This is a genomic window from Sulfurospirillum sp. HTRB-L1, from assembly GCF_059415125.1.
On record NZ_JCAHZR010000005.1, the window covers coordinates 103,953 to 123,219 of the forward strand.

The following is a 19,267-nucleotide window of genomic DNA, read 5'->3' on the forward strand; positions in this document are numbered from 1 at the left end:
CTTTCGCAACCCATTGAAAAATTTATGATTTACAAGAAGGAAAAGGATGAAAGAGACCTTGCATCGGGTTCGTGTGTATTATGAAGATACCGACATGGGCGGCATTGTGTACCATGCTAACTACATCAAATTTTGCGAGCGGGCGCGAAGTGAGAAGTTTTTTAGTGCCAACTTTACCCTTGGAGATGGGGATTGTCACTTTGTGGTGAAGGACTTAAGTGCGCACTTTTTGAAGCCTGCGCGCTTGGGCGATTTGTTACATGTAAGCGCTCAGGTGCTTACATGTAAGAACGCTTCGTTGGTGGTGCGGCACGAAATCTTCAAAGAAGAAGAAAAACTGTTTTGGATGGACGTGACCCTTGCGTATGTGTGCAAGGGTAAACTCTCCCGTATCGACGAGGCGACAAAAGCCTTTTTACTCTGCTAAGAAAAACTTGTACCGACCCGCTTTGAACAGGCGGGTTTTGTACTGCACTTGCCCGTCACTGATGGACTCTTTAAACAAAGCGATGGCATCTTTGTTGAAATACTGCGTGTAAAAATAATCCATCCCAACGCTAGTGGCGTAATTGACCCAATCGTATTCGATGCTGTGGCCAAAAAGCGTGTTGATGATGCGAATCTCACTTGGCACAAAATCAATAGCGTTAGCGATGAGCAATTTTTCGCGGTCTTCAAACTGGGAAAGGGTGAGCAGCATAGGGTGGTAACTGATTTGCGTGGAGAGCAGGGCGTGAGGTTCGATGCCATACACGCGAAGTTGGGAGGCTAGCAAACTGCTACGCACCAAAGGCATGTTTAAAAATATAGAACTCTCTTGCAAGCGGGTGTTGCCATCAAGAAAAGATTTAAAATCGATTCGTGGAGAGCTCAGTTCTCGCTTGTAAAGTGCCGCACCATTTTCTTGTTCCACAAGGGCGTCGAGGGTATTGCCAAGGAGGGTTCCATCTGAAAAAGTGGCGATTTTTCCATTGGCATGTTGGCTGAGCACGCGGACTTGGTCTTGGTAGTCGATGCCACCAAAAAGCACCGAACGCGGTGCAAAATGCACAAGGCTTTGGTGTACTGTGGGAACAAAAAGCTGTAACCCTTCGGCGTGTTTTAAAAGGTGTGGTACGCCATCAATAGTTAAAGGCGCGATGACGTAGCGGTAACCTTTGGCGCGAATCTGGGCGATGCCGCGGGCTACGTCTTCTTCGGTTTCGTCGTTGATGTTAAAAACCTCCACGCTAAAGTGGTGGTTGCGGTGAAGCAAGTAAGCGATGATGGTATTGACCGTGGAGATAGCGTACCCGCGAATGCGTTTTTGGGGTACAAGCACCGCCAGTTGGATGGCAGGTTTGTCCCCTTGGGCGTCTAGTCCAAAGAGGATGCTAAGTTCCCTGTAAAGCTCTTGAAGCGCATCAAGACTCACGGGCGCGTAGGGATATTTGCTCAAAAAGGAAAAGTAAAATTCCCGTTGTACAAAGTCTTCCAAACACTGTTCGTTACACACTAGGCCGTCTGTGTCAAGAAAAAAGCTTTGAGGCGCAGAAATAGGGGAGAGCAATGAGCGTGTTTGACCAAAAAGCGAGGTGGCAAGAAGGATGAGCGCAAGAATGAAGGATTTCATAGGAGTGATTTAACCTTTAGCATGTCAAGATAAACCTCTTTTTTGGCAGAGGGGTTTCGCAAAAGAAAACTGGGATGGTACGTGGGGACGAGCTTGGCGTCGCCAAATGCCATGACTTGGCCGCGCACTTGGGTGATTTTGCTGTCAAATTCGCCCGTGAGGTGGTGGTAACTGGTGGAGCCAAGGGCAACGATGATGCGCGGATTTATTTGGGCGATTTGTTGCAGTAAAAAAGGCTTGCACGCGTCGACTTCTTCGGGCAAAGGGACGCGGTTTTTAGGCGGACGACACTTGACAATGTTGGCGATGTAGACGTCGTTTCGGCTTACATGTAAAACATTTTCGATGATTTTGGTGAGCAGTTGTCCCGCGCGCCCCACAAAAGGACGGCCCGCTTCGTCTTCACTGGCTCCTGGCCCTTCGCCGATAAACATAAGCGTGGCGTTGGGGTTTCCTTCTCCAAAGACCACTTTTTTGCGGCATTTGGCTAGCCCGCACAACTGGCACGAAGCCAAGGTTTTTTCTAGGGCGTGAAGGGAATCATCGCTTACAACCTTAGGCGGGGCAAGTTTGCGCTCGTACTTGATGTAGTCAAACCCAAGCGCGCGGTACTGGTAAAGTTGATGAAGGAGGTGAAGTTTTTCCGTTTGTGTCATGGGTGGTATGGTAGCTTAAAGGCCGTTAAAACAAACTAAAGACCCCTCGTAAGGGGCGGGGTCTTTAGTCCACAAACGTAGGTTTGACCGTGTGGGAAGAAAGGGCGGCTTTGTCAAACTCTCCAAGGGCAAGCAAAACAAGCTGCGCAGGGGTGAGTACAGGGATGTTGACTTCTCTGTTGAGTGCTTTGCTTATGGCCCGTTGGTTGGTTTCTAAAAAGGCAAAGTCTAGGGTGTCGTCCACTAGCACAAAATCGCACCCTGCGTCAAAGGCTTCAAGCAAGATGTCGCCCGCCATAGTAAGGGCAATGTCTTTGGCGTGTGGGTAGAGACTCGTGCCGCAGTGGTGGCGTGCACGCGAGAGCGGGGCGGTTTTGGCACCTGAAAAGGCAACAAGGCGTTTAAGGAGGTCCATGTTGCTAGCTTGCCCCGCATAAATCCCTGTTTTGAAGGCGGTAAAAGGGTGCTTTGGTGTGCGGGTTTGGAGTGCTTGATTGATGGCTTCAAGGGGCGTTTGGGTTTCACCAATGCCCAAAATCTCCAATAGTGCCGCCGTGGTTTTGGCGGGTTGTTGGCTAGTGGTTGTGAAGGTTTGGGGCGCTTGGACACCTTTTTGCGCGAGTGCTTTTTTGAGCGCGTCTACACACTCTTCGACGTTTGCAGGGGCGGGAAAAACAGTAAAGGTGAGTGGCGTGTGCAACCAGATGCCGTTTTCTGGGTCAGCAACGATGGCGAGAATCTGGTCTTTAAACTCGTAGTATTTTTCCATCATCTCTTTGGCAAAAACAAAAAACGCCGCGCCGTAAAAGCGAGGGTTGTAAGCAAGTACCTCGGAGCCATAATGCAAGCAAATGAGCGACTCAAAATACTCGCGGTCGACTTTTTGCACGTAAGGGGCAAGCAAATCAAAACGCTCGTAAAAATCCTGCGTGTCGATGATGAGGTCTTTAGTGGCGCGTTTGCTTGAGAGGGCGTCGATGGTAAGTTCCGTACCAAAGGTTGCTTTGATGTCTTGCAAGGAAGTGGCTGTGGAAAGGGCGACACCGTTGATTTTCACCGCGGCGTGTTCGCCTTTGGGGTAGTCAAACAGCGGGTCTTGGGTTTTGGCCTGCGCAAGCGCCTGCGCGAGGGAGTCTTGGGGCGAAAGGGTTAAGGTGTGTTTTTTGTAGTAAGGGAGGTAATCGGTTTTGGCGTTGAAGCGAAAAATGCTCACTGAAAACGAAAACGTCATCGGCGGTCTCCTTGATTTTTGCGTAAGTGACAAGTGTACTGAATGTAAACTTATACTTTCGGTAAGTGTACACATTTCGCATGAAAAGGGCATGTAATCAAGTAAAATTAACACGTATATGAGTACAATGTTGCCCAATAAAGGGAGCCCATGAACAAAGAAGCATTTGTCATTTCACAGTTCACGTCACCGCGCATTGGGGATGATGGAGCGGTGGTGGGCGAGTGGGTGTACTCCAAAGACATTTTTGCCCAAAACGTCCATTTTAAGCGCGAATGGATGAGCCTCGCGCAGATTGCCCAAAAGAGCATGTTGGTGAACCTTTCCGATGCCATCGCCATGAACGCTGTGCCCAAATACGCGCTCATTGGCGTGACTATTCCAAGCGCGTACACCCACAGTGAACTCAAAGAGCTCACGGGGGCATTTTTGGCTACATGTAACGCGTGGGGGGTGGAGCTCATCGGGGGTGACACGACTTCGGGCGAGCGACTAACCATCTCTATCACCATCATTTCCCACACCAAAAACCCCGTCTTTCGCAAGGGGATGAAAGAGGGGCATGTGCTCGCGTACACAGGGCGCATCGGCGAGTCGTTAAAGGGGCTAAAAACCCTGATGCGTGGCGGAAGCCTTGGTTCTGGCGCGCGGTTTATGAAACCTGCTTTAAAAGCGGCATTTTTTTACAAAGCCGCACCGTACGTGAGCGCGGCGATGGACCTCTCTGATGGGCTTGGCAAAGACCTTTCCCGTTTGTGCGCGGCCAATAACCTTGGCGTGCGCTTTACATGTAAGCACACAAAAGCACAGTTATGTAGTGGTGAAGAGTACGAAATGCTCTTTAGCTTCGACCCGCGGTATGCGCGCATCCTAGAACGCATCGCCCAGCAGACCAAAACTCCTTTGACCTTTTTTGGCAAAGCCGTACGGGGGCGTTTTCGTTGCCCGTGCAAAGAACATCATTTTTAAGGAATCCTTGTGGAAAGACGCTTTTTTTTGAACCATAGCCCCATCGAAGGGGTGCATTTTACGAAAAATGCCAACGATTTTACCGTGACGGAGATTCCTCTGTACCCTTTTAGTGGCGAGGGTGAGCATTTGGTCTTACATGTAAGGAAAAAAGACCTCACCACGTGGCAGATGCTTCAAGCCCTAAGCGAAGTAAGCGGGGCGAAAGTGCGAGACTTTGGCTACGCGGGGCTGAAAGACAAAGAAGGCATGACCATCCAGTACGTGAGCATCCACAAGTCCCATGAAAAGGCCTTTGAGAACTTTTCGCACCCTAACATCAAACTACTCTCCACCACGTATCACAACAACAAAATCAAAATGGGACACCTTAAAGGTAACCGCTTTTTTATTCGCCTGAAAAAGGTGCTACCTACCGACGCGCTCAAACTCGAACAAGCCTTGCGCACCATCAAAGCGCAGGGGTACCCGAACTTTTTTGGGTATCAGCGGTTCGGGAAAGAGGGGGACAACTTTGAACAAGGCCTAGCCATCTTGCAAGGCAAACGGCGTGAGCGCAACAAAAAGATTCACGACTTGCTCATCAGTGCGTACCAAAGTAGCCTCTTTAACGCGTGGCTTTCACGGCGCATCGAGATGAGCAAACTGGTGGAAGGTTTTAGTGAAAAAGAGCTTGCCGACATCTTCCCGTGGGGCAAAGCGACCCTTAAAGCTCTCAAAGCGCAAAAGCAGTTTTTGAAACTTTTGCCTGGCGACGTGTGCCACCACTACCCCCACGGCAAAGCTTTTGTCATCGAAGATGTAGAAACAGAAGCGGCTAGATTCGAGGCAAAAGATGCGGTGCTTACAGGCTGGCTAGCGGGCAACCGCGCCATGCGCACGGAGGGCATCGCCAAAGAAGTCGAAGACGCGTACTGCGCCCAAGCCGAACCCTACCTAAGCCAAATGAACGGCGCAAGACGCTTTGCGTGGAGTTTCGCCGAAGATGTAGAATGGAACTACCGCGAAGAAGAAGCGTGGTTTGAAATGCACTTTAGCCTCCAAAAAGGCTCCTACGCAACGGTGGTGTTAGAGGAGATTTTACGGCGGGAGTTGTAGGGGGGGGCTAGTCGAGAAGGAGGGCCTTAGCTTCCATTTAGAAAATGTTGGCCCATCTTTTAAAAGCTTGAATGCTTTTTCGAGATAAAATACCTATATTCTTTAATGTCCAAGTTATTATGTTATAGTCTTTACTTGCTATATCCCAAAAGTATGATATTAATTAAAACTTAAAAAAATAACCCTGTATATATTTTTTAATGGAGAGTTTATGGTTCTGGAAGCTTTTGTTCTACAATTAAAGTCTTTGGCTAATGAAGATGAATTTTATGATTTTTGTAGAAAAGTTGTTTTGCATGGAATCCCTTATGTTTTTAATGGTAGAGAAGATGAATTTTATGAATTTAGAAAAAAAATTGCTTTAAAATTTGATATTTCTTTTCATGAAGTTTATATCATAGGTTCTGCAAAATTGGGTTTTAGCCCTTTTAAAAACAAAGATTTTGACTATGATTCAGATATAGATATTGCAATTATTTCACCCCAATTATTTAAAAAACTAATGAAAAGAATATCACAATATCAAATAAATTTTCGTAATTCTAGAACCACAGTTACTGAAAATGAATTAAAGATGTATCATAAATTTTTAGAATATGTGGCTCTTGGATGGATAAGACCAGATAAATTACCCATTTCATTTCAAATGAAATCAATCAAAGATGATTGGTTTGCATTTTTTGACTCTCTTTCTAATGGGAAATCAGAAGTGGGTAATTACAAGGTTTCAGCTGGAGTTTTTCAATCATATGAACATTTAGAAGACTATATTATTGATGGATTCAAAAATATAAAACGAAAAGGAAGATAAGTATGTCACACCAAATTAGACCTTCTGTAACAAATCCAACTATAGCAGACATATTTGAGAAGATAGCTAATAATCAATTAAATTTGTCTCCTGATTTTCAAAGAAAATTTGTTTGGACACAAGAACATCAAGAGCAATTTTTAGACACAATATTAAAAGGATATCCTTTCCCTGAAATATACGTCTGTCAGGGAGAAACTGATACTAAAAAACTTCGAACAACACAAAAAGTAATTGATGGTCAACAAAGATTAACAACTATTAAAAATTATCTTGATGGGACATTTGAAAAACCTTTGAAAATCGTTCCGCCGTATGAAAGTTTGACAGAAGAAGAACAAGAAGATTTTTTAGCTTATCAAATTGTTGTTAGAGATATTGGTAAAGTTGATGAGTCACTAGTTAGAGAAATATTTAGAAGAATTAACCTCACAAAGTTTAAATTAGAAGACATAGAAATACATAATGCAATATATGATGGTAAATTTATTCAAACAGCAAAAGAACTTTCAGAAGAAATTGAATTAGCAAATTTTGGAGTATTCTACGAATCTGAGTTTACGCGTATGGCTGATGTGCATTTCTTTTTACAAGTAATGTCAACAATTGAAAAAGGCTATTACAATCGAGATAGTGAGCTTGAAAAGTGCATTGCAGAGTTTAATGAAGAATATCCTAATTATCATAATATTAAATCAAAAATTCTTAAGGCGTTTTCAATTATTGCAAAATTAGATTTAGAATTGGATTCGATTTGGTATAGAAAATCAAACTTTTTTACTTTGGTCATTGAAATTTGCATGACAGAAAAAATTCCAGATAATTTTAAGCAAAAGCTTTTGGCTTTAGAGCAATCTATTATGCAAAACAAAACAAACAAAGAGAATGAATTTGGAGTTTATTATGGCTACATGTATGCAGGGACAAATAGTCGCAAATCAAGAGTTACAAGGTCAGAAATATTTAAAAAGAATATTTTTTATAATAACGCAATGTAAAAAATGGTGATGTAACTCAAACTTGGCAGATTTTTTGTTTATGATTACTACCAAAAAAAGGAAGTGAAGAGCTAGCATCAAGCCAAGCAAATGAGTCGTGAATACCCTTACATGTAAATCATTTTTTAGGGAAACTCGGCAAGAAGATTTGGCGTGTAAATGTTGCGTTGTGAAGTATTTCAAATTGAAATTTTTTCAAAGTAGTTGAGCGATTCATTGTAGGATGGTGGCCAAAAAGGTAAACCATGGCAAAAATAACAGTACTGAATAATGAGATAACAACTCTAAAAATAGAAGATGAAGATTATATTTGCATAACCGATATAGCAAAATACAAGGACGATGCTCTTGCTAATGACATTATAAAGAATTGGCTTCGCAATCGTAATACCATAGAGTTTTTAGGTATTTGGGAACAGCTTTACAATCCAGATTTTAAACCCGTCGAATTCGACGGGTTTAAAAAAGATGCAGGTCTCAATAGCTTTACGATGAGTCCTACAAAGTGGATAAGTGGAACAAATGCCATAGGGATGGTGGCAAAGTCAGGGCGATACGGCGGTACATACGCTCATAAAGACATCGCTTTTGAGTTTGCTTCTTGGGTCTCTGTTGAGTTTAAACTTTATCTTATCAAAGAGTTTCAAAGACTTAAAAGTGAAGAGCTAAAACAACTTGGTTGGGATATTCGCCGAAATCTCACAAAGCTAAACTACAAAATCCATACCGATGCTATCAAAGAAAATCTCATCCCAAAAGAGCTTACACCTAGTCAGATAAATTTTGTCTATGCGAGCGAAGCTGACATCTTAAATGTAGCACTCTTTGGCATGAGTGCAAAAGAGTGGAGGGATCTAAGCAAAGACAAAAAAGGAAATATCCGTGATGAGGCTAATGTCAATCAACTTGTATGTTTGGCAAATATGGAATCTCTCAATGCGCACTTTATCAGTGAAGGGTTATCACAAAAAGAGAGGCTTCGAAGGCTCAATAAAATAGCAATAGAACAGATGAGAATATTAAGCAGTGAAAATATTAAAACAATAAGCAACCCCAAATGACAAAAACACCCAGCCCAATCATCCACGTCATCGCAAGAACTAAAGCTTCCGTTTCGCAACTCGGCAAAGATAGCACAGTGTGAAAGCGCCAAGCCCCAGCAGCAAAAAGGAGTGTGTTGAAATGGAAAATGAACTACAAACAATAGACAATCAAAACCTACAAGACAAAATCCACACTATCCGTGGACTTCAAGTGATGCTTGATAGTGATTTGGCTGAACTTTATCAGGTGGAAACAAAAAACTTAAATCGGGCAGTAAATAGAAATAGTGAGAGATTCCCGCAAAGTTTTCGTTTTCAGCTTACAGAAGTGGAGTATGAAAACTTGAGGTCGCAAATTGCGACCTCAAGTTCAAAAGAGTCTTTAAGGTTCCAATTTGGCACCTTAGAAAACGAAGAGTCTTTAAGGTCGCAAAATGCGACCTTAGAAAATAGTCGTGGAAAACATAGAAAATATTTACCTTATGTATTTACAGAGCAAGGTGTCTCTATGCTCTCAGCAGTTTTGCGAAGTGAGATTGCTATCAAAGTAAGTATCCAAATCATTGAAGCTTTTGTAAATATGAGAAAGTTTATCTCCAATAATGCCCTTGTTTTTCAAAGGTTGGATTTGTTGGAGCAAAAACAGTTTCGCACAGATGAGAAAATAGATGTTATTTTAAATGCACTAGAAGATAAAACTAAAAAACCAAGTGAGGGAATCTTTTACGATGGGCAAATATATGATGCGTATGCCTTTGTAAACGATTTGCTAAAGAGTGCAAAAAAGGAAGTGGTACTGATAGATAACTATATCGACGATACAGTTTTTACACTTTTTAGCAAATATCCAAACATCAAGTTTAAAATCTATACGGCAACCATTTCAAAACAGCTCAATTTAGACCACCAAAAATACAAAGCCCAATATAAAAATATAGAACTTCAAGAGTTTAAAAAAGCTCATGATAGATTTTTGATACTTGATGGTACAGAGATTTATCACATAGGAGCGAGTCTCAAAGATTTGGGTAAAAAGTGGTTTGCATTTTCTAGGTTTGAGATGGAAGCTTTAGAAGTTGTGGGGAGGTTAAGATAAATGGATAAACAGCTACCAACTCAATTTTTACTCTACAAGGGTGAAAATGGCAAAACCAAACTCGATGCTTTTTTGAAGTTCAATGAAAAAGAAGCTTTAGCTTTTAATGCTTTCCGCATCAATCAAAAACTCATGGGGTTGCATCACGTTGATGGGGGAGTTTTTAAATCCGCTAAGGTCTCGGGTGATGATGATGTCGATGTGCGCATGGGAAGCGCTCGTGTAGATGACGCTGTCTTCAAAGTCGCTGCCTACGTTTTTTACGCTTTCTTGCAAAATGTTTTTGTTCAACGTTGCAATTTCAAACAACTCAAGTAGCGTTTGAATCGCTTCATTGCACTCTTTTTTGCCAAGATGCTTGTGCAAAAGGTAATAAAGCGTCGTCACGGAAGTTGGGCATAAAAAGCCTTCTATTTCTTTTGATTCTATTTTGAGAAAAATCTTTTGTGCCAGTTGACTAAAAGGCTCGCGCTCCATGAGCAAATCTAACACAACGTTAGTGTCAAGTAAAACCCTCATGCGTGCTTCTTTTCAAGGTAGGTAGCATATTCTTCTTCCGAGATTTTCCCTTTAAGGATGCCCTGAAGTTTTGATGTTTTAGAGGGTATTGTTTTGTTGGGATTTTCATGTTTTAGCGTGGATTCAAAAAAGTGCATCACCAATTTTGAGACAGAAGTGTTGTGTTTTTTCGCGTAGGATTTGATGCCATCGATAAGGTTTTGGTCGGCATAAAGGGTGATTTTTTAGTATAGGGTTTTCAGCAAACATCATGTAGAGTTTCTCATTATTAGAACTTGTATGCTCTTTTTCCAAAAAACCCTTACATGCAAAGGAAAACCAATGCAAATGACCCATATCCCTTTTGGTGCAACTGAGTGGAGTAGCATCACGCCAAGCGAACATCGAGGCGAAAGTGGCGTTGCCCTTTGGCGCACCAAACAATGCGGCGCGATTCGCGTGCGGATGGTGGAGTACTCCGCAGGGTACAAGGCCGACCACTGGTGCCAAAAAGGGCACATTTTATTGTGTTTAGAGGGCGAACTTTACACGGAACTTGAAAACGGTGAAGTGCATCTTTTAAAAGCAGGGATGAGCTACGAAGTCGCCGATAACACCATGGCGCACCGCTCCTTCACGCCTTGTGGCGCGAAGCTTTTTATTGTGGATTAGTTTTTTACGCTTTATTGAAGGCGCGCTTGCTGTGTGGCAATAATTTTTTTATGGGCGGGTTTTTGTGTTCTATTGTTCGGTATGATATGCCTTAGTCATCTTAATGCAAAACAAAGAACAGACAACACCAAGGAGTGCACCATGAAAACAGAACACTTTGACACCATCATCGTGGGGAGCGGGACTTCTGCTTATTATGCCCTTGAAGCCTTAGCGTCCCATCAAAAAGTGGCAGTAGTCGCCCCTGAACCTCTTGGCGGTGTTTGTGCACTTAAGGGGTGCCAGCCTAAAAAGTACCTCGTGGCACACCAAGAAGCCCGCAATGCCATCAAAGATTTGCTTGGAGACGGCTTTGAAGCCATGCCAAAAAGCTCTTGGGCGGCGCTCCAATCCCTTAAAAACGCATTTACCGCGTCCGTTCCCCACAGAACCCGCAAAACGCTCCAGTCTAAAGCGCGCTTCATTGAAGGCATCGCCACCTTTTGCGCCCCTGATGCGCTTCGCGTAGGGCAAAAAACCCTGAGCGCAAAACACATCGTGCTAGCAACGGGCTCCCTCCCAAGGCGCAACGCCATCAAGGGGAGCGAACATTTACGCACAAGTGATGATTTTTTAGAAATGCCTAGCCTCCCCAAACGCATTGCCTTTATCGGGGCAGGTGTGATTGCCTTTGAGTTTGCCTATGTAGCGGCGAGTTTGGGCAGTGAAGTCACGGTTGTGCACCGTTCCAACCAACCCCTTAAAGGGTTCGATGAGAGCATGGTGGCGCGCTTTTTGAGTGCGACCAAAGAAGCAGGCATTCGCGTCATTACCAACGCGCCTATCATGGAAGTAACTAAGCAAGGCACCACGTACACGCTCATCACAGAAGAAGGCTTACATGTAAAGGCCGATGCGGTGTTTGAAACCATCGGGCGCATGCCCAATCTCTCGGTGCTAGAGGGTGATGCGGGCAACGTGCAAGCTAGTGCCAAAGGCATTGCGGTTAACGCCCACATGCAAAGCGTGAGCAACCCGCACGTGTACGCCATTGGGGATTGCACCGACACGCCCTACCAGCTTGCCACGGTTGCGGATGAACAAGGCAAAATAGCAGGAGAAAACATCCTCAAAGGCAATCACCGCACGTGGGATGGTGCGTTGGTGGCACATGCGATGTTCACCCACCCGCCCTTAGCGGCCGTGGGCATCACAGAAGAAGAGGCGAGGGAGAAGGGGCTGGATTACGCTATCAAAGAGGGCGAAACGGCCAGTTGGCCCTCCTCAAAGCGCATCGGCGAAACCCACGGAGCATACAAGATGGTGCTCTCTAAAGAGGGTACACTTTTGGGTGCAACGCTTTTGCGGTACAACAGCCCAGAAGTGATTAACCTGTGTGCCATGTTGCTAAAAACAAAGATGCCCATTGCGACGTTTAAGCAAATGGCCTTAGCGTACCCGACGGCTTCGTCTGACTTGAAAAACATGCTTTAACTAGGGCGCTCCTGTGAGCCTTTGGTAGAGTACATGTAAGGCTTCTTTGAGGTTTTGTTTCGCTCTTGGGGCGCGTTGCATTTGCCTTTGGTCGTCCGTGATGTGCCATGAGAAAAGATAACCCCACGTGTGCGGTGGGGCGTCAATACTGCTTCTGATTTCCCCAAAGCGCGCGTCGCTTAGGCGAATGCCCTCGTCTTGTTTTTGGGCCACCCAAAACCCTTTAGAAAACCACGCTATGGTTTTGACATTGTCCCAGTTTTGGTAAGGCTCTAGGAGTTCTTTGTGTTGGGGGATAAGCTCATACGTGATGGCACGCGGGGCTAAAAGCGAATAATAGCCCACCTTTAAACCCTCAGGCGTTTGGGCTAAATGCCTCCACAAAAGGGTGTTAAAAGGCGTTGCCATGGTGGTTGAGCGGTTTACATGTACACCTTTTTCTTTCAAATCTTGGGTAAAGACATGGTGGGCATAACCGTGGGCAACCAAGGAAAAAAGCACATAAAAAGAGCTGATGTAAAGCCCTAAGTGATTGGCTTTTGGGCTTTTTAAAAAAACAGCAAACCCGATGCCAAAAAGCAACGGTAGGGTGTAGAGTGGATCGATGATGAAAAGATTCCCATGGGCAAACCCGTAGCGCGAAAATGGTGCCAAGAGTTGTGTGCCATAAATGGTGAAGTAATCGATAAGCACATGGGTGCCAAAGACGGCAAACACGCCCCAAAACACTTGTCTAAAGGGCATTCTTTCCTGCCAGCGCCATCGGTGGAGAAAGAAGGCAAACAGTAAAGCACCGAAGAAGATAAACCAAATAGAATGAGACTCTCCACGGTGCCAGTATAGCTGCTCAACCCCGTCTAAAAAAGGGTGCGCCAAGATGTCTAAGTCTGGCAATGTTCCTAGTGCCGCCCCTAAAAGTAGCGCCTTTGGTCCCAAAGGTTTGTGCCAAAAGGCGTAAGCAACAGACGCGCCAAGGGCGGCTTGTGTGAGTGAGTCCATGGGGTTCCTGACATTGGTTTTTAAAGGAGAGTAGCAAAATAGTATTAACAGTTAAACCAACCCTCGGTAGCGGGAGCTTGAGGGTTGGCGTGAAGGAGGATTATTGAAACTTATCGACCATCAAATCAGCAGGGTGCATCGCCTTGATGGTGGAGCCTGCTTTGTCAAGCCCGCCGCCAAGTTGGATGAGACAGCCTGGACACTCCGCGCTGACAAATTCCGCGCCTGTGTTGTTGATGTTTTCAAGTTTTCGTTTGAGCATTTGCATGGAGACATCGGACTGCTTGATAGTGTAAGCCCCACCCATGCCACAGCACACGTCACACTCTTTCATATCCGTAATCGCATACCCCGCCGCACTCAACGCCGCTCTGGGTTCTGTTGAAAGCCCGCAGTGACGCTTGGCGTGACAAGAATCATGGTATGTGAGTGTGTGGATGGCGATGCCTTCTTTTGGGGTGAGTTTTTTCTCCTCCACAAGTTTGTTGACAAGTTCTGTAAACATGTAGGCTTTTTGGGCCACCTTGTTGGCTTGGGGGATGAGTTCTTCCATGCCTTGCTCTTTTAAAATCTCCGCCCACTCTTTTTTGAGTGCCGTCGCACAACTGGCACACCCGATGACCACATAATCAGGGTCGTCTTCTAGCAACGTTTTTAAGTTGTGGGCCGCTGATTGGGCGGCCATGTCAAAGGAGCCGCTTCCCCAGTGGGGGATGCCACAGCACGATTGCTCCTCAGGGAAGACGACTTCAACTCCACCTTTATTTAAGACTTTGATGATGTTTTTGCCAGTTTCTGGGTACACGAAATCCAGAGCGCATCCTGCAAAAAATGCCGCTTTGGTTTCGCCCTTGGGTTGTTTGATGGTTTTAAAAAGGTCACGAAACGCTACAGGGGCAACGGTAGGCAAACTGCGGTGCTCGGTAAACCCAGATAAAAAGAAAGGCAAATGGCGAATAAATCCGTCTTTGACAAAGGGTTTTTGGGCGATGGAACCCGCGCGAAGCAAGGAGTGAAACAGCTTGCGGTTGTTGATGACTTGCAAGGCGCCTTTGTAGATAAAGGGCAATCCTTCTTTTTTGGCGACTCGGTGGCGGATTTCCAAAATCAACCCCGCGATGTCAATGTTAGCAGGGCAAATCTCCGTACATTTTCCACAGCCGATGCACAGCCCTTGAATCTTTTCTGCGGATTTAAGTTCGGTAAACCATGCGGTCAAGATTGTCCCAATCCCACCCGTGTAGATGTCGCCAAAAACGTGTCCTGAGACAAGGCGAAACACCGGACATACGTTCAAACAGGCCGCACAACGGATGCACTGAAGCGCTTCTTTAAACTTGGGGTCCGCGGCCATCTTGGTGCGGTTATTATCAAGCAAGACCACATGCACTTCTTTCATGGAGCCATCGGGATTGCGGGTTGGGGCTGAGATAAAAGAGTTGTACGTGGTTGAGAGCTGGCCTGTGGCGCTACGAGGCAGGGCTTTTAAGATATGTTCTGCATCTTCAAAGGTTGGGACAAGTTTTTCGATGCCCACAAGTGCCAAATGGACGTTAGGGAGTGTGGTGGCTAGTCGCCCGTTGCCCTCGTTTTCGGTGATGACAATGGTACCTGTGTCCGCAATGGCGATGTTTCCTCCTGAGATCCCCAAATCCGCCTCAAAAAATCTTTCACGAATCTGTTCGCGTGCTACCTTGACGAGCTTTTGGATGTCATTATCGAGGGGTTTTTGGGTCTCTTCTGAAAAAAGGTCTGAAATCTCTTCTTTGCTAAGGTGGATGGCAGGTAGCACCATGTGTGAGGGGGTGTGGTGCGCAAGTTGGCAAATCCACTCTCCTAGGTCCGTCTCGTTGGACTCGATGCCAAACTGGTCTAGGTGGTGGTTAAGGTGAATCTCTTCGGTGGCCATGGATTTGGATTTGACGATTTTTTTGACACCTTTTTCTTTGCACAAATTGGCGATGTAATCCTTGGCTTCTTTGGGGCTATTGGCGCGAAAGACTTTGATGCCATTGGCCTGTGCGTTTTTGGTGAAGGTTTCTACAACTTCATTGAAATTGCTTGCAACTCCGCCTTTTACGGTAGCGATTTTTCGGCGAAGGGCTTGAAAGTCGATGCCTTCAAAGGCTTTGGCGCGGGTGGCGGGGTAATCCCATCGGTCAAGGATGCCTGCGAGGCTCTTGCTTTGGAGGGCTTCGTTGATATTTTTTGGCATTTGGGGTTTCATTGTTGTACTCCTTCTACTTCTAAATCATCCACGCAAAGAATCACAAGCCTCTCTGGCCCATGCACACCCACGGCAAGTACGCGCTCGATGTCCGCTGTTTTACTAGCCCCCGTGATGAGCGTCATGAATTTGTACTCCCTTGGGTGCATACGTTTAAAAAAATCACCCAAATCGGGAAAGATTTTTGTCGTAGGAAGGATGGCTACATGTATCCAGCACAACGCAGAGGCAAGGCGCTGGGTGACATCTTCGGAGTCTTGGGCCATACCCCCTGTTTCTGCGATTCCCATTTTAAGTTGAGAGATGCCCACCCTTGCACCCTTGGCATTTTGGGCGGTGACATCAAAGCTAAGACCTGGAAACTTTTGAACCATGGCTTTTTTATCGACTTGTTCAAGCAATGGCCCATCCGCCCACACTGCATAAGAACCAGACACATCTTGAATGTTTTCTTCTTTTAAAAAATCCTCAATAAAACCAAGCGCTTCTGTCGTGGTGCCAAAGCGTTTTACCTCGGTATTTCCAGAGGCCTCAGCGCGTGTTTTAAATAATTCAAACATACGTAATCTCCTTTTTTCTTAAGCTACTTTTATCTAAATATTCTAATTATATTTTATTATTTTAGCATGAAAAAGAGATGATGAATTACTGTTGTGGAAAGTTAAATTTTTTAAACGGAGGGTTAAAAATAGGGATATTTTTTGTTAAACGTGCTGCTGCAATAAACCGCTTGTGAGGTGGGATTGAAGTGCTTTGATGTATTTTCCATAGAGTGCTTTGTTGAGTTGTTTGGGGCCCGGAGTTGTGTCGTCTTCGCTTTTTTCTATCTCTTGGATTAAGGTGTCGACGAGATCATTTTTTGCCTCTTCGTCGGCGGTTGTTTCCATCTCATTTTCCGGATTGGCCTCTTTTTGCAAGATGTCATAGATTTCATTCAAATACTGCGAAAATACACCAAGACCTGCTGAAAATGCGCCATTTGAGGCATAAATCTCTTTGAATTTGTCCAAAACATTGTTAACCGAATCAAGGTCATAGGTAAAGGTAGTGTTTTTGCTTGTCGCTGTACCATTGCCGTATTCAACCTCTCCTGAGTAATGGTATTTAACGATGCCTAAAACGCCTTTGAGAATGTCCTCATCCGTCCCTTCGTCTAGCATTTTATTGGTGGTTTGGCTCACGGCATTTTTGAGCGTTGGGGAAGCACTCTCGGGCAAAATAACAACACCTATGCCTCCGCCATTTTCTTTATATTCTTTAAGTTCTGGAATGCTGGCAATGATTTTATTAAGATATTCGTTCAAGCTCGAATCGTAGGGCTTGTTTGAAACAGTGCCAGAAGCTTCCTCTTTGCGGTCTTCGAGTACTTCATAGGCGTATTTATCGTTTTGAATATAGAGCCAATAACCCACACCGCTTTCATGTACGTACATTGTTGCCTCCTTGATAATATGAAATTCAAGCAAAAAATATTCCACCAAAACAAGACAGTAGTAAAACGCGTGCAGGATTTGTAACCCTTACATGTAAAGGTTTTTTTTTGTGTTGTTCGTGCTAGCTTTCGATGCTTTCGATGCTTGCGAGGATGCGTAAGCCTTCGGGTGTGAGGAAAGAGCGCAGGCTTCCTTCGATGTGTCTGACGCCTCCTTTGATGGCGTATTCGTCCATGTTCTCGCCCATGCTTTCTAAAAAAGGATGCCAAAATTGCAAAAATAGCAAGATGGTGTCGCTGAGGTGGTGAATCATATTTTCAAGGGGTAGGTGCATCCAGCCTGCGTCGTGAAAGGTACGGAGCATGGTTTGGATGCGGTGTTTGTAGGCAAGGTTGTCTGTTTTAAACCGCTCTTTAAGTCGCTCATCTCGCGAGAGTAAAAAAAGCAACTCCCTGTAAAAAAAGCGGTATTCCCACGCGATGAGGGCAAATCGTTGGTGTTGCTCGGTGAGGGCTTGGAGTGTTTGAGGAGTAAAAGATGGCTCAGGAAAGAGCTTTTGATGCATCTGCTCATACAGCGCAAAGATAATCTCTTCGCGGTTTTTGTAGTGGTAATGCAAATTGCCAGGGCTCATGCCTAGGGCTGCGGCAATGTGATTAGTGGTTGCTGCTTGGGTGTTTGACGTGTTAAACAGCGCTAAGGCAGTTTCTAAGATACGTTCTTTTGTTTTCATGTGTGTTTCTCCGCGTGCATTGTAGCAAAATGCCAGTTATTCCCATAAAAACGCACTCACTTTTGCGCCCATAAAGAAAGCGTCAAAAACAACCTTCGCCCCTTTTGTGCTTGTGTATCGTGTAAGCGCGCGGGTCAAATCCATAATAGTCGTAGATAATCCCAGGGGCGGCTGCGCCCGTGAGGGTGGGGAGTTTTCTCCCCGTGCCTTATTGGCGTATGCCTTGTGTTTCGATGAAAAGGTGTACGGTTTCATCGACAGCCACGCCGCCAGCTTCGAGTATTTTATTCCACGTTAGGCCAAAATCTTTACGGTTGATTTTTCCTTCCAAAACAAGGGCTATGCGGGTGTTTCCCCAAGGGTCTACGACTTCACCGCTTACTTGTGAAGTGAGCACAACGGGTTTTGTGACGCCTTTGATGCTAAGGTCTCCGTAGATGTTAGCCCCCTCTTGTTTGGTGAACTTAAAGGTGATGGTGGGGTATTTGTCTACATCAAAAAAATCTGGAGAACGCAAGTGGTTGTCCCTGTCCTCATCATCGGTGGTGATTGTGTGTGCTTGGACAACGCCTTCTAGAGTGGCAAATTTACCATCGGTAAGGTCAAAAGTGCCCTTAATGTCAGTAAATTTTCCACGGACATTGCTAATCATCATGTGCTTGACCTTAAAGCCCACTTCTGAGTGGACGGGGTCGAGTGTGTACACAGCTGCCGATGCGAGGCTTGCAGTTAGCGCAAGTGCGGCGAACGTGTTGAGTAAGAACGGCATTTTCATTTTTTATCCTTTTTAGTGTAATTGCTCTAAAATGATAGCAAAGGTTGCTTAAAGTAGATTAGAGTAATTACACTAATCTAAACACCATGGATGTGCCGCAAGAATAGAATCTTTATTTTTTAGGAGTGAGATAGGTTTTTCACAGGGGTTTGCAACCTTTACATGTAAGACACAAAGCCTTACATGTAAAGGTGTTTAGTTATGCAAAAAGCGGGTGAAATAGTTACTTTTTGTAGTTAGCGGCCGCCGCTTTAAGAACGTTCATGGCAACATCAGCATCTTCAAAACCAAGCCCTTTCATGCCGCCATCTGGCCCCTTGTAGTTTGCAAACCAAGTATCGATAATCTGGCTCACGCCCACAAACTCCGCGTCAAGTTGTTGCATGCTTGTGATGTGTGCAAAAGGAGAATCTTTGGTTAAAACCCCAATCAGTTTATCATCTTGCTCACCATCATCAAGCATCTTTAGCACGCCAATGAGACGCACACTGACAACTTCGCCACGGGGCAAGGCTTGGCCTAGCACAAGGACGTCCAGTGGGTCGCCATCGCCCCCTAGTTCTTTTGGTAAAGCAGTGCCAGGAATTGCGCCGTAGTTGCCAGGATACCCCAAATAATGTACCACGCGAGGCTTGTTTTTCTTAAATTCCCAATACACCGCCTTGGGGTCATCCTTGCTCATTTCCCACTTAGCGGAGGTGCCCGAGGGAATCTCGATGACTGCGTTAATGGTGCCATCACTATTGACAGCTTTCATTTCCATGAGATTTTTGGACCCGACGATGGTAAAGTCGTCCTTTTGGGTCATGGAGGAAGCATGGCGCGTCGCATCAGAAAACGCCAACCCACCGATGGTTTTGGCATGTGCGGCACCCCCAGCAACAAGTGCTGTAACTAACGAGACAGAAACAAGAAGCGTTGATTTCATCTAACACCCTTTGAG

21 protein-coding genes are annotated in these 19,267 nt (G+C 45.1%); 9 read left to right on the forward strand and 12 right to left on the reverse strand.

Annotation, left to right across the window (positions count from 1 at the left end; translation table 11 throughout):
• Positions 1-46 precede the first annotated feature (46 nt).
• Entirely contained in the window at positions 47-427 is a 381-nt protein-coding gene (locus AC5SLM_RS09675; RefSeq protein WP_495250747.1) for a YbgC/FadM family acyl-CoA thioesterase, read from the forward strand.
• On the opposite strand, the gene AC5SLM_RS09680 is transcribed toward AC5SLM_RS09675, so the two are convergent.
• The 3 genes from AC5SLM_RS09680 to AC5SLM_RS09690 form a co-directional block, all read right to left on the reverse strand.
• Positions 416-1,612 carry a hypothetical protein gene (locus tag AC5SLM_RS09680; protein WP_495250748.1) on the reverse strand — a complete coding sequence of 399 codons (1,197 nt, stop codon included), beginning with the start codon at positions 1,610-1,612 and terminating at the stop codon, positions 416-418. The two genes, AC5SLM_RS09675 and AC5SLM_RS09680, sit on opposite strands and share 12 nt — an antisense overlap.
• On the reverse strand, positions 1,609-2,268 hold the full coding sequence (locus AC5SLM_RS09685) for a uracil-DNA glycosylase (RefSeq protein WP_495250749.1): 660 nt from the start codon (positions 2,266-2,268) through the stop codon (positions 1,609-1,611). Before AC5SLM_RS09685 ends, AC5SLM_RS09680 begins: the two co-directional genes overlap by 4 nt.
• 64 nt (positions 2,269-2,332) lie before the next feature.
• Entirely contained in the window at positions 2,333-3,499 is a 1,167-nt protein-coding gene (locus AC5SLM_RS09690; RefSeq protein WP_495250750.1) for a DUF5644 domain-containing protein, read from the reverse strand.
• A 150-nt stretch (positions 3,500-3,649) separates the two neighbouring features.
• Between AC5SLM_RS09690 and AC5SLM_RS09695 the strand changes: the two genes are divergently transcribed.
• From AC5SLM_RS09695 to AC5SLM_RS09720, 6 genes are all read left to right on the forward strand, one after another.
• On the forward strand, positions 3,650-4,468 hold the full coding sequence (locus AC5SLM_RS09695) for a thiamine-phosphate kinase (RefSeq protein WP_495250751.1): 819 nt from the start codon (positions 3,650-3,652) through the stop codon (positions 4,466-4,468).
• A gap of 9 nt (positions 4,469-4,477) precedes the next feature.
• Positions 4,478-5,566 (forward strand): tRNA pseudouridine(13) synthase TruD, encoded by a 1,089-nt coding sequence (gene truD / locus AC5SLM_RS09700; protein WP_495250752.1) that lies wholly within the window; start codon positions 4,478-4,480, stop codon positions 5,564-5,566.
• A gap of 211 nt (positions 5,567-5,777) precedes the next feature.
• Positions 5,778-6,377 (forward strand): hypothetical protein, encoded by a 600-nt coding sequence (locus tag AC5SLM_RS09705; protein WP_495250753.1) that lies wholly within the window; start codon positions 5,778-5,780, stop codon positions 6,375-6,377.
• Positions 6,378-6,379: 2 nt separating this feature from the next.
• Entirely contained in the window at positions 6,380-7,375 is a 996-nt protein-coding gene (locus AC5SLM_RS09710; protein WP_495250754.1) for a DUF262 domain-containing protein, read from the forward strand.
• Positions 7,376-7,620: 245 nt separating this feature from the next.
• Positions 7,621-8,436 (forward strand): KilA-N domain-containing protein, encoded by an 816-nt coding sequence (locus tag AC5SLM_RS09715; protein WP_495250755.1) that lies wholly within the window; start codon positions 7,621-7,623, stop codon positions 8,434-8,436.
• Positions 8,437-8,557: 121 nt separating this feature from the next.
• Positions 8,558-9,514 (forward strand): ORF6N domain-containing protein, encoded by a 957-nt coding sequence (locus AC5SLM_RS09720; RefSeq protein WP_495250756.1) that lies wholly within the window; start codon positions 8,558-8,560, stop codon positions 9,512-9,514.
• A gap of 96 nt (positions 9,515-9,610) precedes the next feature.
• Here the strand turns inward: AC5SLM_RS09720 and AC5SLM_RS09725 are convergent, their stop codons facing one another.
• Complete coding sequence (locus AC5SLM_RS09725; protein WP_495250757.1) at positions 9,611-10,033, reverse strand: type II toxin-antitoxin system VapC family toxin; 423 nt, start codon at positions 10,031-10,033, stop codon at positions 9,611-9,613.
• Positions 10,030-10,254: a DUF6364 family protein gene (locus AC5SLM_RS09730; protein WP_495250864.1), complete on the reverse strand. Its 225-nt coding sequence runs from the start codon at positions 10,252-10,254 to the stop codon at positions 10,030-10,032. Before AC5SLM_RS09730 ends, AC5SLM_RS09725 begins: the two co-directional genes overlap by 4 nt.
• 100 nt (positions 10,255-10,354) lie before the next feature.
• Between AC5SLM_RS09730 and AC5SLM_RS09735 the strand changes: the two genes are divergently transcribed.
• Positions 10,355-10,684: a DHCW motif cupin fold protein gene (locus AC5SLM_RS09735; RefSeq protein ID WP_495250758.1), complete on the forward strand. Its 330-nt coding sequence runs from the start codon at positions 10,355-10,357 to the stop codon at positions 10,682-10,684.
• 141 nt (positions 10,685-10,825) lie between these two features.
• Positions 10,826-12,157, forward strand: coding sequence for a dihydrolipoyl dehydrogenase family protein (locus AC5SLM_RS09740; RefSeq protein WP_495250759.1), 1,332 nt, complete (start codon positions 10,826-10,828; stop codon positions 12,155-12,157).
• Here the strand turns inward: AC5SLM_RS09740 and AC5SLM_RS09745 are convergent, their stop codons facing one another.
• From AC5SLM_RS09745 to AC5SLM_RS09775, 7 genes are all read right to left on the reverse strand, one after another.
• Positions 12,158-13,156, reverse strand: coding sequence for a metal-dependent hydrolase (locus tag AC5SLM_RS09745; protein WP_495250760.1), 999 nt, complete (start codon positions 13,154-13,156; stop codon positions 12,158-12,160). It abuts the gene before it with no gap.
• Between the two features lie 100 nt (positions 13,157-13,256).
• On the reverse strand, positions 13,257-15,383 hold the full coding sequence (gene ldhH, locus AC5SLM_RS09750; protein ID WP_495250761.1) for an L-lactate dehydrogenase (quinone) large subunit LdhH: 2,127 nt from the start codon (positions 15,381-15,383) through the stop codon (positions 13,257-13,259).
• Positions 15,380-15,943 (reverse strand): LutC/YkgG family protein, encoded by a 564-nt coding sequence (locus tag AC5SLM_RS09755; RefSeq protein ID WP_495250762.1) that lies wholly within the window; start codon positions 15,941-15,943, stop codon positions 15,380-15,382. Before AC5SLM_RS09755 ends, ldhH begins: the two co-directional genes overlap by 4 nt.
• A gap of 144 nt (positions 15,944-16,087) precedes the next feature.
• Positions 16,088-16,816 (reverse strand): hypothetical protein, encoded by a 729-nt coding sequence (locus tag AC5SLM_RS09760; protein WP_495250763.1) that lies wholly within the window; start codon positions 16,814-16,816, stop codon positions 16,088-16,090.
• Between the two features lie 121 nt (positions 16,817-16,937).
• Positions 16,938-17,549: a TetR/AcrR family transcriptional regulator gene (locus tag AC5SLM_RS09765; RefSeq protein ID WP_495250764.1), complete on the reverse strand. Its 612-nt coding sequence runs from the start codon at positions 17,547-17,549 to the stop codon at positions 16,938-16,940.
• A gap of 208 nt (positions 17,550-17,757) precedes the next feature.
• Entirely contained in the window at positions 17,758-18,324 is a 567-nt protein-coding gene (locus AC5SLM_RS09770) for a YceI family protein (RefSeq protein WP_495250765.1), read from the reverse strand.
• A 223-nt stretch (positions 18,325-18,547) separates the two neighbouring features.
• Positions 18,548-19,252 (reverse strand): inorganic diphosphatase, encoded by a 705-nt coding sequence (locus AC5SLM_RS09775; protein ID WP_495250766.1) that lies wholly within the window; start codon positions 19,250-19,252, stop codon positions 18,548-18,550.
• Positions 19,253-19,267 lie beyond the last annotated feature (15 nt).

What these genes read in the sequence shown, in the direction of transcription:
- AC5SLM_RS09675 (WP_495250747.1), top strand. Translation starts at nt 47, where the DNA reads ATGAAAGAGACCTTGCATCGGGTTCGTGTGTATTATGAAGATACCGAC.
- AC5SLM_RS09680 (WP_495250748.1), bottom strand. Translation starts at nt 1,612, where the DNA reads ATGAAATCCTTCATTCTTGCGCTCATCCTTCTTGCCACCTCGCTTTTT.
- AC5SLM_RS09685 (WP_495250749.1), bottom strand. Translation starts at nt 2,268, where the DNA reads ATGACACAAACGGAAAAACTTCACCTCCTTCATCAACTTTACCAGTAC.
- AC5SLM_RS09690 (WP_495250750.1), bottom strand. Translation starts at nt 3,499, where the DNA reads ATGACGTTTTCGTTTTCAGTGAGCATTTTTCGCTTCAACGCCAAAACC.
- AC5SLM_RS09695 (WP_495250751.1), top strand. Translation starts at nt 3,650, where the DNA reads ATGAACAAAGAAGCATTTGTCATTTCACAGTTCACGTCACCGCGCATT.
- AC5SLM_RS09705 (WP_495250753.1), top strand. Translation starts at nt 5,778, where the DNA reads ATGGTTCTGGAAGCTTTTGTTCTACAATTAAAGTCTTTGGCTAATGAA.
- AC5SLM_RS09710 (WP_495250754.1), top strand. Translation starts at nt 6,380, where the DNA reads ATGTCACACCAAATTAGACCTTCTGTAACAAATCCAACTATAGCAGAC.
- AC5SLM_RS09715 (WP_495250755.1), top strand. Translation starts at nt 7,621, where the DNA reads ATGGCAAAAATAACAGTACTGAATAATGAGATAACAACTCTAAAAATA.
- AC5SLM_RS09720 (WP_495250756.1), top strand. Translation starts at nt 8,558, where the DNA reads ATGGAAAATGAACTACAAACAATAGACAATCAAAACCTACAAGACAAA.
- AC5SLM_RS09725 (WP_495250757.1), bottom strand. Translation starts at nt 10,033, where the DNA reads ATGAGGGTTTTACTTGACACTAACGTTGTGTTAGATTTGCTCATGGAG.
- AC5SLM_RS09735 (WP_495250758.1), top strand. Translation starts at nt 10,355, where the DNA reads ATGCAAATGACCCATATCCCTTTTGGTGCAACTGAGTGGAGTAGCATC.
- AC5SLM_RS09740 (WP_495250759.1), top strand. Translation starts at nt 10,826, where the DNA reads ATGAAAACAGAACACTTTGACACCATCATCGTGGGGAGCGGGACTTCT.
- AC5SLM_RS09745 (WP_495250760.1), bottom strand. Translation starts at nt 13,156, where the DNA reads ATGGACTCACTCACACAAGCCGCCCTTGGCGCGTCTGTTGCTTACGCC.
- ldhH (WP_495250761.1), bottom strand. Translation starts at nt 15,383, where the DNA reads ATGAAACCCCAAATGCCAAAAAATATCAACGAAGCCCTCCAAAGCAAG.
- AC5SLM_RS09755 (WP_495250762.1), bottom strand. Translation starts at nt 15,943, where the DNA reads ATGTTTGAATTATTTAAAACACGCGCTGAGGCCTCTGGAAATACCGAG.
- AC5SLM_RS09760 (WP_495250763.1), bottom strand. Translation starts at nt 16,816, where the DNA reads ATGTACGTACATGAAAGCGGTGTGGGTTATTGGCTCTATATTCAAAAC.
- AC5SLM_RS09765 (WP_495250764.1), bottom strand. Translation starts at nt 17,549, where the DNA reads ATGAAAACAAAAGAACGTATCTTAGAAACTGCCTTAGCGCTGTTTAAC.
- AC5SLM_RS09770 (WP_495250765.1), bottom strand. Translation starts at nt 18,324, where the DNA reads ATGAAAATGCCGTTCTTACTCAACACGTTCGCCGCACTTGCGCTAACT.
- AC5SLM_RS09775 (WP_495250766.1), bottom strand. Translation starts at nt 19,252, where the DNA reads ATGAAATCAACGCTTCTTGTTTCTGTCTCGTTAGTTACAGCACTTGTT.